Raw genomic sequence first — 14,613 nt, forward strand, 5'->3', positions numbered from 1 at the left:
TCACTTTTGTTCCAAAAAACCAGCTTGTTATACATAACCAGTTATTATCATTTCATGATGATATATTTACTGATAAAATTCTTACAACCCCACTTATCACAAGAATCGTTCCATTCCACCAGGGAAAATAAATTAATGAATAGCGTGACTTTATCGAGGATAATTATTTTTATCCTGAGCTTTTTTTTCCCTTATCAAGGTTACGCCAACTGCTGGACCTATTCAGAACAATTTTTCGGCATTGAGGCCAAGCTGCTCTATTCTATCGCTCAGGTAGAATCTGGATTGAAACCAGAAGCCGTAGGAAAAAATAATAACGGAAGTTACGATTTAGGATTAATGCAAATAAACAGCAGCCATATTCCCCGACTGCGCAAAATAGGCGTAGATGATGCAATGTTGACCTCAGATCCCTGTGTTTCCATATTGGTCGGTGCCTCAATACTATCCGATATGATGAAGATCTATGGTTATAGCTGGGAAGCCGTCGGGGCATATAATTCAGGAACAGGAAAAGATCGTCATGAAATGCGGATGAAATATGCGAAAAAAGTTTGGGACGTTTACCGAAAAGGAAACCCGCCCTTCTAGTCTTCGTACCCGTTAGATAATCTGCATGACCTGATAAAAAATCCCATATCGCTGCAAATGACGCCCCCTCCAAAAACTATTGAATGTGCCCCCCAAAGAGGGCACATTGGTATTGACTAGCTATTATCACGCTTAAAGGTCAGTTCAAGAGGATTGAACAAAGATCTGAAGAAATTATCTATTGTTTTTACCGCCGCCTTATCATTTTCAGTCAAACTTTGGCTGCGGAATCTCTCTATCATGGCATCGTCCACATTCCTCATTGCCTCTAATAGAGGTTTATTCTGTTGGGCGAACTCTGAATGTTCACTACCCAATTTCGATTCCAATGTGCTAAAACATGCTTTAGCCGCAGAGAAAAAATCATCGGAATACAGCTCGGGTTTGGCAGGCAAATATGACGTGTTGAACAGATAATTAAGCGTTGTTGAAAACTCTCTGATTGTCGCTAGGCTATCGGCCAAAGTGTTATATTCACTTGGATTAAAGAATGGGAATGATTCTATATTGAAACTCTTTGTATTATCTAACTTCAGCTGTTGTCCGTAGGTAAGAGTCTGCCTGGGTACTGCAGCTGGCGTACCGCTGACCACGACGGTTGATACAGGTTTACCTGAATCAGCGACACGATCTAGAATATCTGCGACATTCGTAGCGTTTTGGCCACTGTTAGTAGAGAAAGGATCGACGGTTACCCGGCTAGCCGAAATCCCTTTCCCGACCAAAATTTCCTTGAAGCGATCGCCTTCGGTTTTGTTTATCGCAATATTGTGCCGATCCGTTGTTCCATGTCCGCCAAATCCACTGGTAATGAAATTGATATTCTTTGAATCCTTCAGCGTCTCAGCAATGAAATTGACGTAGGTTTCATCATTATTTCCATTTAAGATGATAAAGGTTTCACTATTATCATTCCTTGCCACCCACTCATTAACCGATTCTCTTTTAGCATTATTGAGTGAAATGCCCTGCTCTTTATCTATATGTAAGGAAATAGGTGCAGTGAGCGCTGATAAATTGTTTGCGGCTGCCTCGAACAAAGTGTTTTGTATCGCTTTAGCCAAGTCAATATTGGCATCAGGCATGTGCGACTTTTTGGCCGCAAGCATATTCCCCTCGGCAATTAAAGCCCTCATCGTGGCAGCCGTTTTAGCTCCGGATATATTAGCATCGGTATGTAATAAGGAGTGTACTTCCTTAGGATAAGGTTTAGAGGTGGTGAGTAACCCGCCTTCTTGAGTCACAGTAAACTTTGAACCATAAAACTCCTTTACACGCTGTTCTTTAGGTGTGAATGTCTTATTCGCTTCATCTCTTTGAGCTTTATATCTGTTTATTTTTGCTTTTAATGTAGATGTCGTATTACTGACTGCCGTGGTTGTTGCGACATTTTTTTTGAGACGAGAACTCTCACTTTCAGTCTGACTATTTTCATTTACCCTAGTAGGGTTGATCACCAACGTGCTTGAATTGTTAATCTTCATTATTGTTCCTTCTATATATCATAAAGCGAGAATTCACTTTTAGTTCACGTGAATTTAAAGTTCGATCATATATTGCATATTTTAATCACGCTTTATTTTTTCGGTCATTACCCAAGATATGGCTTTACTGGCAATATCACTTATATGTGGGTTGGTTGTTTACTTAGAATTTACACCCGCGGCGGCATGATTTTTTTAGCCTTAAACATCCCTGTTTCCTCAAGTGTTAATTGCAATGCAACTTTTCTTATCGCACTGACATCCTGTGAGAAATATTTTTTATAGATCTGGTCTGAGATGAAATTTGTTACTTCCGCACTGACTAAAGAATGCTCTTCTCTGATTTTTCTTTTCATATCTGGCTGGCTGGCATCTCTTCCCAATTCATTATTTTTAAATAAATTGTCTAGAGAATTATTCCGACTAAGATAGTTCCCTACCGTTTGTCCAATAGAAGTCTGAGCTGCGCTCTTTACGTTACTCACACCAGAAAACTCGGCAGACATATACCTATATTGGAATGTTCTATCAAAAACACGATCCTTCGTCTCCGTGCTTACCTTGGCACCTAAATATCCAGCAGCAGTGTCGATTGATTTATTAATGGCAGCAGGGATATATACGCTTCTCTCCTGCCGCCGCCATTCTTCCATATCTTTATTATTATTTTTTATTGTCTTCCAACAATTTTTAACTACCTTATTCAGATCTAATGACGTGGAATTTCCTTTCCAACTAATATTAACATTGGTATTGCTTACACCGAATAAACTAGCAAAATAACCAGAATTAACTCTCCCTATATTTATAGAAACTTCTGATGCCTTTTTAGTTACTTCTGCATTTTTAATATAATGACGACAAGAGGATCTGAATGAGTGATTTCTTAAATGCATATTTCATTCCTTTTTCTTGATTGATTTGCTGTTATTAACATAATGGGGAACATTATTCCCCCTGACTTTTACTACAAAATCCCCTGGCCTAATTTATCTTTACGCGCAGGAAAAGAATCATTGTTACAAAGGCTATATTTAATCTCCTGTTTATTATTAATGCCGACAGGATTTTCAGATAAGGCAGAGCGCTGATTCAACAAATAAAAACCTTCTTCATTACACTCGATTAAATAAATGGTTATTTTTTTTAATGTCTGTAATTTTACTCTACAGCTAGACTCTGCTTTAGTTTTACTTCCTGCCAATATTCTTTTATTCGACGCCGGATTTAAATCCAACACATCTTCGCTGTACATCACTCTGTCCTGAATAAAACTGTGTCCTATATTAGAAATACTCAGTAACTGACTCTCTCTCTGAGAAAAATGATCACCGCGGTCGGCCTGCGACATCACATCATGGTTAAAATAACTAATCGTAGGACATTTCTGATCTTTTGATATCATTTTTACTGTGAAAATCATTACCTGTTATTGTCAAAATAACCCTCACCGAAACTGAGTGTCGCGGTGAGGATTGTAAATAACGTCCCTGTCCTACTTATCTAAAATGACTACCCCATAGTCATATTTTTAGCATTAGTAATTATCCACACGCGGCGTATCGTTGCCGTCACCATTTCCCCCCCAGCCATGAGACCCGCCCCAGTAAGTTCTTGTCATCCCACCGAACTTGACAACTAATGATGGTGAGTAACCCCCAACGTGGCTTTTCCAGCACTCGCTGAAAATTTTGGTGCTTTTATTAACGGCAATATTCTCACTGGAGAAAATATTGGTTTTTGTATAAACATTCGAATTGGACTGACCGCCAAAGTCGACTCTTACCGTCACTTCCATCGGTGCGATTAATCTATCCCCTGAACTAAAGTTTAAGGCCAAATTATCGATGTTCGCGTTAACATGATGCTCCCGACCCAACCATGTCTCCCGACATGATGAATCTCTTGCCCCTGAGCTAGTGATATAAATAAGGCTACGCGATCTTAGAATAGCACTATTCCAAATAGCGGCCGGCTCTAAGGGGTACGCGTCAACCATATACTGGTAGCGATCCTGCAGATTATTAAACCCGTATGCCGTGGCAACAATCCTTAGCCTTTTTCCCCAATAGCTTTCTTTGGGTTGGAAGGTCGTTGTTTTCGACATAAAGCTGGAAGTTTCCGTTATTTCTTCAAGCTTAGCGTTGGTACTGTTATCAAATATCTGAATTACCACCTTCGTTGGCGCCGTGTATTTATTACTGCTCTCGGATGACCAGTTCACCGATATCGTATCGCGGGTAAACGTCGGATTCCATTTATTCGATTCAGATGACTGACCTTTACTCAGGTGAACTACCTTGCCGCTAATACTCGGTTTTCCGTAGATCTCCACATCGTAATAGCCGCTACTTTCCTCGTAGAATTCATTCGATGCCATGGTTAACGTCAACCGAGCCTTGCCGACAGCCTGACTATTTATCTCCCCAGTAGTAGGTTTAATATTAACGACGGAACTATCGCTGCTTCCCCAACTATATTTAGCATTAGCGGGTAGTGCCACAATAGGCTGCTCTACCGACAGATTCTCCTGATCCGTTACCTGGAAAGTCGGTTGGCTGAAGGTAATAGGATGCCGCCCTTTACTTAAGGTATAGCCAATCTTTAATTCACTCCCTTTGAATTGATCGGTTTCCGGCGTTGAAACGGTAATATCAGTCGCTCCGGGTCTGACTTGCGTCAGATTACCTTGAGCATTGATGGTCACTACTTTGCTATCGCTACTTCGATAAGTTGGGGTTAAGGCGGCAGCATCACTATTATTGAGTGAAACCTTCACCGATGGATTGTTACCTTCCGCCCAGTAATCGGCAATAATTGCCTGATCCGTCGTGAGCTGAGGATCGGCTTTATCTACCTGAAGTTCATAGCTGCCCTGAGCCGGGTTATATTGCCCATTACCGCTGGTTTGAATCGTGATAGTGACCTTGCCCGATTTATATAGGGTCACTTTGCCAACGTCATCTACCTGCGCCACATCAGGATCGCTACTGCTCCAAAATTGGCGCACGCCGACGGGAACATTTCTGGCCGGCTGCGATTGGTTAAAGGTTTTGACATAGGTCACTTGCTGCTGCGCATTATCAAAACGCAAATCCGGCGTTATTGCCCCGATGGTAATCGTAATATCTTTGCCAATTTGGGTGCTGCCCACTTTGGCACTGATCACCTGCTGACCTTTGGCGGTAGAGGTAGCAGCCGCGGTGTAATTACCGCTGCCTATATCCTTCATTGGCTGAGGCGTCACCTTAAAACCGGTCAATGTAGAAGATGAGGTAATATTAACCACCTCTTTAGGAATATTATTCCCGTAAATATCCTTCAGCTTAACCAGCAAATTGGCCGCTTCGGTTCCATCCGAGCCTATTGTGATTTTGTCACTGACAAAGGTCGACGCGTTTTGATCGATGGCGCCGGGTTTCACCGTTACCGGTATAGCATTCTTATATTGGTTACTGTTCAGATAAGCTGCAATAACCACGTCACCCGCTACGGTGCTGCTCAAGGTAGTTTGTGCTACTCCCATCCCATCCGTTCTGGATATTCGATCAAAGACCGCCGAACCTGAGATTAATTGCCAGGACACAATAGCGTCCTTCAGTAAATTACCCTCAGCATCGCTAATCACCGCGCGATAAACGACGCTGTCCTTCCCTGCAACAATGCTGGTGACGGCCGGCGTAATACTATCGACCTTTCCACTGGAAATATCAGCCTTAAGCGTTAACGTCTGCGCAGTTTTGAACGGAGCGTCATTGACCTGAGTGGATAAACTGACGGTGGTCGCCTTTTTTCCCTGAACCAGGATCAGATATTCACCTGGTGAATTTTCCTTAGCCGCAGAGATCGTCACCGCGTCTTTCTGATCCGCCTCCGCCGATACTTTTTGCAGTGACAGCAAATTGCCTTGTTTATCACGCAGTATCACCTTCAGCGTCGCAATGTCTACGCCATCGGCGGTAATGCTGCCCGGACTGAGAGACAACTCGGATTTACTTTCATCAACCGCGCCTGCGTGGAAAGGCACATTCGGCGCATCAAAGGTTCCACCGGTCAATATTAGGCTCAGTTGCGCCGTACCCACCTTGGTGCGACTGAGCGACACCTCGGTTATCCCTTGGGCATTAGTCAGGGTTTGCTGCTGGCTCAAGTAGCTGTCGGCGTTAGCACGCCAGGTCACCGGAATACCCGCCCCCAGCGGGTTATCATAGGCATCGACTAAAGTCGCCCGATAAATAACCGACTCGCCCACCATAGCGGACGCTGGGGTCGCCGTTGCGCTACCCAACATCTTCGCCGTAGCCGCATCCGCCCGTAGCGTTAATTGGCGCTGCTGCTTAAGGGTAACCCCTTTGATCGCAACGTTTAGGGTGGCAACCCCTGCTTTAGTCCCGCTGATTTTTCCTTCATAAATTCCGGTGGAAACCTCAGTAAATGCCGAGGTCTTTAAGGTGATGCCCTCCGGAGAAGAAAGCACGATCTCTTTCTGCAATCCAGTTAACAAATTCCCCTGAGCATCCCGCGCAGTCACCAGCAGCGTGGCGCTATCGTTACCATTGGCAGTAATGACCGTCGGTGACAACGAGAAGGTTGATTTGTCATCGGATACCATTCCGGTCACAAATGTAACCAGTTTGTCGGCATTTTCTTCCTGACCGTAACCTAATAGCCCGGCAATTTGCGCATTTCCGGCTTCGGTACTGGTCAGCGAAATCACTGCAACCCCTTGTTTATTAGTCTGGCTAACCGGCCGTATTAATTCTCCCAGATTGGTTTTCCAGCCTACCGCCACGTTTTCCAGCGCGGTATTTTGGTGGCTGTCTTCAACCTGAGCCGTTATTTCCACTGAATCGTTGCCGTCAGCATTGGCCTGCGAACGAGCAACGGTTACCGACTTAATCCGTACATCTGAAGCATTGGCAACCAGCCCCAGATCAATACTCTTGTTAAATGGATTTGCTCCATCGATATGAGCCGTTAAAGTATGCGTTCCCTGACGCGTTCCTATCACCTCGACCTGATAAACACCCTGACCTTTTTCGAGTTGATTGACGAAAGAAATATCGGAACCGTTTTCCGCGCTGAATCTCACACTTTGCCCCGATACCGGATTACCGTTGGTATCACGCAATATCAATGTGGCCAGCGACTTGGCAACGCCATCTGCAACGATAGTTTGTGGCGATGTGCTCAATTGGCTGTTCCCAATTTCTGCCGCTGTAGGGTCAAACCTGACGCTTTTATCCGCCTGTTCGCCATTGAACAGTAGCGCCGTTACCTGCGCATCTCCGGCCTGGTTGCCTTTTAGCGTCATCCGCGCAACACCCGTGATATCGGTGTTGGACACGGATTGATTTACTGAATTAATCGAACTGCGCCAGGTGACTGGCAAATCAATAATGGCGTTACCTTCGGCATCTTTAACCTCGGCAAGCAGCACAACAGAATCGACGTCATTCGCAATGGCCGAGTCTTTGTTATTTTCCGCCGTCAATAACACTTTTGCCGTGCGGTTATCGGCCACAGCATTCAGCGTAATATTGCGCGAATCACCATTATTCAGACTTACGCTCGCTTTTAATACGCCAGACTGACGGGTATTTAGAGAGGCGGTCGCCAGCCCTTGCGTATCGGTAATTGACTCAACGGGAATGATCGTGCCGCTGCCTTCAATAATCTGCCAGCTCACCGGTACACCAGTCAGAATATTGTCATTCTTGTCAGTGATGCCGACCGTCAAGGTGGCGGTTTCCGTATTATCTGCCACTAAGACATTTTTATCCGCGCTAAGCCGATCGATCTTGGCCTGAGTCATATCGGCGATAAAGGAAACCGAGGTTGCCGATTTACGAGAAAGCCGACTTTGAGCACTGACAATCACCTCCCCCGCTTTCAGACTGGAAGCCTCAATTTGCGCGATGCCCTGATCATCGGTTTCACTGCGAGCGGCACTCAACATAACCTGAGTATTGTCGCGCTCCCAATACACCGGTACGTTAGGTAAAGTATTCCCCTTTTCATCTTTTACCGTCGCTCGATATATCACCTTCGTGCTGCCATCAGCCACGGCCTGCGTCACCGATGGCGTAAGGTCGGTAATAAAAGAGGTCGATAGATCACCGACAAACTGGGTATCGACAGATTTCGATTGCCCGTTGACCGTCGCGGTGACAGGAATAGTCCCAGAGAGAGTGCTGGTCAGCAGCGTCGATGCCAATCCATTCACATCAGTTATGACATGCGGCGTAAGGATCTGCCCGTTACTGGTGCTAAACGTGACCTCGTGATTTGGTACTACATTACCCGATGCATCGGTAACTCTGACGCTAACACCATTGGTTTCAATATCATTTGCCAACGCGCCGTCGGAGGTCACCCACAAATTGCCATCGGTAATCTGCGCCGTTCCGTTATCGGCGGTAAGTGTGAGCAACGCCGCCAATCCACCGAGCGCCACACCGTTAATGACCGGTGTCAAACTGGCCGTGCCCGCTTCGGTTCCCTGCAATGTTGCGCGATAAACCCCGTGGCTCTCCGCCACTTTGCCTACCACCAGGCTGCTATTATCATTCAGCCCACTGATAGCAAAACTCACATCGGTTAAGCCGCTAACCAAATTGTCATGGCTATCTTTAGCGGTAAAGGTCAGCGTGCTGTGAGTAGAACCGTCAGCCACAATTGTTTCAGGTGATACCGTCAAAGTGGAATGTCCGATATCCGCATCCCCGGCCACCAGCGTAACCTTGGCCTCAGCCAATGTTATATTGCGCGTCGAAGGCGTTAAGATGACTCGCTCGGTTTGAGTTCCTGCCGTCACCGTTGCGCGATATTGCCCCACATCCACGCGAGTAAATGGCGTAACCTGAGTGCTGACTTTACTTCTCGCCTGACTGCTAATATCCAGATTGATCTCAGTATCTTGCACATCAACTGGCTGATTATCTTTATCGCGAATATTCAACACGAGATCGACAGTCTGCTGCCCATCGGCAGTTAGCTGACTTTCTGCTGGACTAAAGGTGCTGTTTAAGGTGCTGACGGCGGCTTCCGTCACCACAATCTCAGTTTGCGCGCGGGATGAAGCGTTTCCTTTTTTATCGTAAGCAACGGCGCTTAAATTATAGGTATTCGCGGCGCGTCCACCGGGTTGATAATTCGGTAATATCACGCTGAATCTATCGGCGGCCTCTTGAACAAGGCTGCCGCCGTTCATCACCAGCGCGGCGCTGTCCCATTCAATACGATCCAATCCGTATTTTGCATTCACGGATACGCCCAGTGATTTTTGTTCACCGGCATAGCCGCTGGCGTTATTAGTCAACGTGAGGAACACCACGTCTTTTTTGCGATATTCCAGAACAATATTATTGTTACGTTCAATAAGGTCATAGCGGCTTCCAGCCAGACTACGACGAACGGCCACTGCCGCGCCGTCCAATTGCTGACTCCAGGGTATTCCTGGCTGATAGGTTAGTTGGATTCCAAATCGGGTATCATTTTCGCCGGATTTACCCTGACGTTGTTCCGTGCTAAGGGTTAATAAAGGAAACGGCGTGTAATTAACGCCAGCGGTAATAGCATGAGGGTTGCTCTGGCGTTTATCTTTGCCAAATAATCCGACCTCATCGCCGTAATATTGTTCATAGGTTAATTTAGCGCCCAGCTGCGGGTAAGCAGGTAAATATCCTTCGGCGCGTATATCCCAACCGTTTGCCGGACGTTCTTCGTAATCGACAAAATCTTTAGAATCTTTCCAGTTAGTTAGGCGCCAATACGTATTGGCACCTAACTTTAGGAAATCGCGCCAATATTCCACCCCCCAGCCTAAGCGAGCATGATCGCGGGATAAGTCATAATCCAGAAAGCTATTTGTACCCACCATGTAGCTAGGCTGAAAATAGCGAATTCCCAGCCCCAAATTGGCCTGAGTCCGGCTATCAGTACGATGCAAACTACTCTGACTAAACCACAGCGTGTCTTTTCGATCTTTTAGTGGAATAAGCAAATCAATCTGTGAGTTTTGCAAAGAAAAACTTTTATCCAGATTTAGCTGTACGCGCGCGGTACCAAAACGACTTAACCATTGCTGCACTTCTTGGTTAGCTTTGCTGGTTGCTGCACCTAACGCAAGATTTGCCGCTGCATCGCCATTAGGATTATTTTGAAGAAAGCGGCCAGATTGCGAAGCCCAACTGGCAAATTTATTTTCCTTTTCAATCTGTTGTTTATTCAACTCTCCTATATTGGTTTCAGTTGTTTTTGCCGGAATTTTATTCGGCACATTCAACAATGTTCCTTCAGGCAATTTATCAAACTCCTGTAAAAAGAGTCGATGGCGGTTTAGCTGGCGTAACTCATCCAGGCTAATACCATACTTTTTTGCCACGCTTGATGGAGTTTCCCCCTTAGCTAACGTATATACCTTAGTTAAAGGTATTACATTTTTCTCCGAGGGCGGGGTTAGCATCGAGCGATTATCTGCTTTTGCAGCCATGACTGGCGTAAATGCACCCGCCAGAGGAAAAAGAATCTGTATGACAATATTTAACCAAGCAACCGGCATCGCAAAGCGCGATGTTAGTGGAATAAAAATTCCTTTAATATTATGTTTCATATTCGAGTGGACTTTCCTAAATAACTTAAGGATTTATAAAAGGTTTCTTGCTTTTCCCTATGAAAAATGAAGATTTATAATAAAACCCATGACAGCTCATAATAGCTGCACTCGAGAGATCAATAATGATTGAAAAGAAATGAGAACATAATTGAAATATGATGACTGACGATTGAAAAATTAAACTTATTTGAGCGATATTTGATATTTTTGTTTTACAGCAGAAAATAAAATAAATACAACCTTCAGAAAAATAATAATAAATATTATTGCCACATAGGATAGACTACGCATGGAATCCAGCGTCATTAATAATCACGCCACGAGAAACAATCGATTTTCTGGGAATAACTCCCTGACAATATTGATTATCGAGAAAGATAAGTACTATGCGGAAGGTTTACGTCAGGTGCTTATTGTATTTTTCTCCCGATTAAATATACGTGTATTTTTTACTAACGACATTTACTACCGTTATCGTGCCAACATCATTTTTTGTGGAAGTTCACTATCAGAGTCAGGATTATTATCGGAGATTGCCGCTAACCCGGAGACCTCTAAAACTCGGTTCTTTTTGATCCAAAATCCGGATAGCGTTAATCATCACTCACTCACTATCAATCAGGAAAATATTAGAGTCATTTCACGTAATTTATCAGTTGATAAATTAGTGAATTTGATAAAGCCAATGTTTTCCTCAATACAGTCCCGGAATGCTCTTATCGGCATTAAACCCATTACGGAAGCATTGACCCGCCGCGAGCGCGAAGTCTTAGAGTCATTAGCGCTGGGCATGACAAATTGCAGTATAGCCAATATGTTACGTATTAGTGTTAAAACCGTGAGCAATCATAAACGTACGGCAATGGCTAAGCTTAAATTTCGTAATAGCACCGAACTTCACTACTGGTTTTTACGCGGAGGATTAGCGGAACTCACGCAGCAAAATTCAGAAGCAGTTCATCCGGCAATCAATATCGCCAGAGAGCTATCGTCCAGACTTTCAGCCATGTTAAATACATCGCGGCTGATTACGGCCTACCCAGCGTTGCTGAAACAAGTTTATGCCGAAGGAAATATCACGTCTGAAATCGGTAGCGATAGACGCTGCGTCTATCAGGATAAGCTTATGCTTAGCAAGATTAATAGCGTTTCCAATTTAAAGATTCATCACCATGTATAGTATTTTTTTTGAACGATTCAAAATGGCTACGGCGAACATCAATATCCTGATGATTCTGCTATTTGCCATAGAAATATTCCTATTATCTGGCATCGGATACTTTATAGCACAATGCTTTTAGCGCTAGAGCATGTATCTGTGCCCGCGGAGAAAGTCACGTACTTGACTATATCTAATATTGTCAATAATTAAGCCGTTTCAGAGGAAAAATCTATAATTTATTACCCTCAGCTTAATCATATTTACCTTTACTCTCACTAATACAATCTTCAGAGAGTATGGTCTGAGACCCATGATTAAGAAACTCCGTAGGGAAGATCAATGTTGAGAAATTCAAAATTCATCATATTGCCTCTGCTGTGCGTCCTGAGTGTCAACACGGGAGCAACCATGTTAAGCAACCAGAATATACTTCCCTTTCAAGTTTCTTCCAGCAATGGCAATCATCCGAGTGGCTGTGATCTGGAGGAATTACGTAAAAGCTATGAAGATGCCACCACCGATGCTACCCATATCATTAAAATGGAAAAAAGCGGTTGCCATAAATTACTCAATAAAGTGAGTCGCAGCTGAAGCATAATGAATAAGAACATCTGAAGTACCAGGAAGCCTTTGAGAGTTATTTATTCTCAACTAAACGGCCCTGGTTGGGCCGTTTTACTAGGATGTTTATCAGATAAATAGGCGAACGTTAGCAATCCTGAAAAGAACCTAATCGGTAACCGCGCTGCGCAATGGCTTGTTTTAGTGTGGGAGAGGTTAATACTTCTAATTCAGTTAAACGCGGATAACAATAGCTACTGGTCATTAGGATTTTATCTATAAAGGCCGGATGACACATAAACTCAACGGAATTCACGCCTCTCTCATTGGCTTTATCCAACAATTGTAAAAATAGCTGTTCCGATATTTCCTCACCATAGAAACCGTCCTCAAACCACTGGCTGCTGCGAGAATCACCCAACGCGATTTTTTGCTGCTGCGCATAATGACGGTCAATACGCAGCGATAGATTTCGCTCGCGGGCAAAAGCGGCAACCCGTGGATAAATCTGCGGCAACATATGAACGTGATGATGGCTGTCGATATGGCTTGGCGGGCGGCCAAATAGAGCAACGAACTTATCAAATTGGCTAACTAGCTCTCCGGCAATTTCATCCAGATTCAACGTGCCGGCCTCCGCGTGCTGCCACAGAGATTTATTCAGTTCGCCCTTGGCATCAACTAAAGAAGGCATCTCAGTGAGTGGGCGGCCGTAAGTGAGGACAAAATGTAACCCCACCGGTAAATCAGGATTTTCCCGACTCAATTCCGCAGCGTGATCAATTGCTGTGCCGTTCACCATTGCCGTGGTAGAAGAAACGACTCCGTGGCGAAAAGCTTCGATAATACCGTAGCTCTGCCCTTTGCTTAGCCCGAAATCATCAGCATTAATAATAAGTAACTTCCCCATGAGTAATACCTTTCTGCGTAGCCCGCTGTCGCCAGCGTCAGCCAAAAATTAGTGGGATAAACTCTCAGCAACGCCATAGAATTTCTTACGATAGTTACCCGGCGTAAAAGAGGTGAGCTTCTTGAAGTTTTTGATAAATAATGTGGTGTCGCTGTAACCCGCTTCAAAAGCGATATCGGAAACCAAGTCATTAGTCACTTCAAGCTGGGTTTTGGCAAAATTGATTCTAATTTCATTGATAATTTGCATGGGCGTTTTTTGGTAATAACGTCGGGTCGCGCGAGTGAGATATTCCTGAGTTTTGCCAGAAAGTTCGACCATATTGATCAGCGCCCTTTCCCCAAACTGCGAATTATCATGCATCTTATCAACGGTATTTTTTAGCCACTGGGGAATATCATCGCTGGGAGCGGTCTCTTTATAATGGCTAATGCGGTTTGTGACATAGAATGTCAGTAATTCCAACAACTCCGTTATTTCATCTTCCTGTACGTGAGCCGCAGAAATCGCTGATTCGATATAGGAAAGAAAATCGCCTTTAATACGATAGGCCTGAGAAGCCACAAAACTGCGGGATAAAATATGTTTATAATGCTGCTCGAAAAACGCTTTGCTGATACCAACGTTGAGAATGCGAGTCACGCCAAACTCATAAAAACTTTGATGGTGAGACCCTACGGGGATAAAAACCACGTCTCCGCGCTCTAAAAACACCCGTTTACCGTTAATTTCCTGATAACACATTCCCGTCAATATCAGCGTATATTCATAATAATCATGCCGATGTAAACCTGTGGCACTTTCCGTTTTATTGTAAATAAATAGATGGAATTCCTTGTCGTTAAAAAGATCTTTTTCACGTACTAATCTTATATCCATTTTATTCACCGTCATTTTAATATTCAAAACGGACAAAGTGCCAACATCAACATCAACCAACTCGTTGGTGTAATTCGATCAATTCGGCAATTAACTCTCTGGCCAGCATAGCATTCATTAAATGATCCTGAGCGTGAACCAGTACGAGCGTGACTTTGGTTTTCCCTTCGCCCTGATCTGCTTCAATCAGTTGGGTCTGCACCAAATGCGCCTCATTAAGTGCCAATCGGGACTGAGCCATCATTTCTTCAGCCTGAGCAAAGTCACCGGTTTTAGCCAGCTTTAACGCTTTGTAAGCCAGGCTGCGCGCCTGACCCGCGTTGATAATCAGCCCCATAACGACGTCTTCCAACTCACTGCTGGTTTCTTCATTATCAACGATAGAATCTAAATCAAACATGATATTACT

At 44.2% G+C, this 14,613-nt stretch carries 10 protein-coding genes; 3 read left to right on the forward strand and 7 right to left on the reverse strand.

What is annotated here, in order from left to right; all coding sequences use genetic code 11:
• Positions 1-135: 135 nt before the first annotated feature.
• Positions 136-591, forward strand: coding sequence for a type III secretion system invasion protein IagB (gene iagB, locus DBA33_RS14925; protein ID WP_084414354.1), 456 nt, complete (start codon positions 136-138; stop codon positions 589-591).
• A 116-nt stretch (positions 592-707) separates the two neighbouring features.
• Here iagB and DBA33_RS14930 read toward each other — a convergent pair whose 3' ends face one another.
• The 4 genes from DBA33_RS14930 to DBA33_RS14945 all read right to left on the reverse strand — a co-directional run bounded on the left by DBA33_RS14930 (position 708) and on the right by DBA33_RS14945 (position 10,689).
• Positions 708-2,075: an ElyC/SanA/YdcF family protein gene (locus DBA33_RS14930; protein WP_064517777.1), complete on the reverse strand. Its 1,368-nt coding sequence runs from the start codon at positions 2,073-2,075 to the stop codon at positions 708-710.
• Positions 2,076-2,245: 170 nt separating this feature from the next.
• On the reverse strand, positions 2,246-2,971 hold the full coding sequence (locus DBA33_RS14935; RefSeq protein ID WP_064517775.1) for a hypothetical protein: 726 nt from the start codon (positions 2,969-2,971) through the stop codon (positions 2,246-2,248).
• 71 nt (positions 2,972-3,042) lie between these two features.
• A complete protein-coding gene (locus DBA33_RS14940) occupies positions 3,043-3,330 on the reverse strand; it encodes a hypothetical protein (protein ID WP_120806716.1) in 288 nt (95 codons plus the stop codon).
• Between the two features lie 282 nt (positions 3,331-3,612).
• Positions 3,613-10,689, reverse strand: a complete 7,077-nt coding sequence (locus tag DBA33_RS14945; RefSeq protein WP_120806717.1) for an Ig-like domain-containing protein — start codon at positions 10,687-10,689, stop codon at positions 3,613-3,615.
• A 292-nt stretch (positions 10,690-10,981) separates the two neighbouring features.
• On the opposite strand from DBA33_RS14945, the gene DBA33_RS14950 reads away from it, so the two are divergent.
• Complete coding sequence (locus DBA33_RS14950; RefSeq protein ID WP_120806718.1) at positions 10,982-11,872, forward strand: LuxR C-terminal-related transcriptional regulator; 891 nt, start codon at positions 10,982-10,984, stop codon at positions 11,870-11,872.
• 390 nt (positions 11,873-12,262) lie between these two features.
• Entirely contained in the window at positions 12,263-12,445 is a 183-nt protein-coding gene (locus DBA33_RS14955; RefSeq protein ID WP_064517766.1) for a hypothetical protein, read from the forward strand.
• A gap of 118 nt (positions 12,446-12,563) precedes the next feature.
• Here the strand turns inward: DBA33_RS14955 and chbG are convergent, their stop codons facing one another.
• From chbG to chbA, 3 genes are read right to left on the reverse strand one after another with little or no spacing between them, the layout of a single operon-like run.
• Positions 12,564-13,325 carry a chitin disaccharide deacetylase gene (chbG, locus tag DBA33_RS14960; protein WP_064517765.1) on the reverse strand — a complete coding sequence of 254 codons (762 nt, stop codon included), beginning with the start codon at positions 13,323-13,325 and terminating at the stop codon, positions 12,564-12,566.
• Positions 13,326-13,373: 48 nt separating this feature from the next.
• Complete coding sequence (gene chbR / locus DBA33_RS14965) at positions 13,374-14,219, reverse strand: transcriptional regulator ChbR (RefSeq protein ID WP_071925645.1); 846 nt, start codon at positions 14,217-14,219, stop codon at positions 13,374-13,376.
• Between the two features lie 37 nt (positions 14,220-14,256).
• Positions 14,257-14,604, reverse strand: a complete 348-nt coding sequence (chbA, locus tag DBA33_RS14970; RefSeq protein WP_064517762.1) for a PTS N,N'-diacetylchitobiose transporter subunit IIA — start codon at positions 14,602-14,604, stop codon at positions 14,257-14,259.
• Positions 14,605-14,613: the final 9 nt, after the last annotated feature.

The sequence above is a fragment of the Yersinia sp. IP36721 genome (assembly GCF_003634395.1).
In the GTDB taxonomy this organism is placed as follows: domain Bacteria; phylum Pseudomonadota; class Gammaproteobacteria; order Enterobacterales; family Enterobacteriaceae; genus Yersinia; species Yersinia entomophaga.

Bases quoted from the DNA above. Each gene is read 5' to 3' on its own strand.
- DBA33_RS14955 (WP_064517766.1), top strand. From the start codon at position 12,263: ATGTTAAGCAACCAGAATATACTTCCCTTTCAAGTTTCTTCCAGCAAT.
- iagB (WP_084414354.1), top strand. From the start codon at position 136: ATGAATAGCGTGACTTTATCGAGGATAATTATTTTTATCCTGAGCTTT.
- DBA33_RS14940 (WP_120806716.1), bottom strand. From the start codon at position 3,330: ATGTACAGCGAAGATGTGTTGGATTTAAATCCGGCGTCGAATAAAAGA.
- chbG (WP_064517765.1), bottom strand. From the start codon at position 13,325: ATGGGGAAGTTACTTATTATTAATGCTGATGATTTCGGGCTAAGCAAA.
- DBA33_RS14930 (WP_064517777.1), bottom strand. From the start codon at position 2,075: ATGAAGATTAACAATTCAAGCACGTTGGTGATCAACCCTACTAGGGTA.
- chbR (WP_071925645.1), bottom strand. From the start codon at position 14,219: ATGACGGTGAATAAAATGGATATAAGATTAGTACGTGAAAAAGATCTT.
- DBA33_RS14945 (WP_120806717.1), bottom strand. From the start codon at position 10,689: ATGAAACATAATATTAAAGGAATTTTTATTCCACTAACATCGCGCTTT.
- DBA33_RS14935 (WP_064517775.1), bottom strand. From the start codon at position 2,971: ATGCATTTAAGAAATCACTCATTCAGATCCTCTTGTCGTCATTATATT.
- chbA (WP_064517762.1), bottom strand. From the start codon at position 14,604: ATGTTTGATTTAGATTCTATCGTTGATAATGAAGAAACCAGCAGTGAG.
- DBA33_RS14950 (WP_120806718.1), top strand. From the start codon at position 10,982: ATGGAATCCAGCGTCATTAATAATCACGCCACGAGAAACAATCGATTT.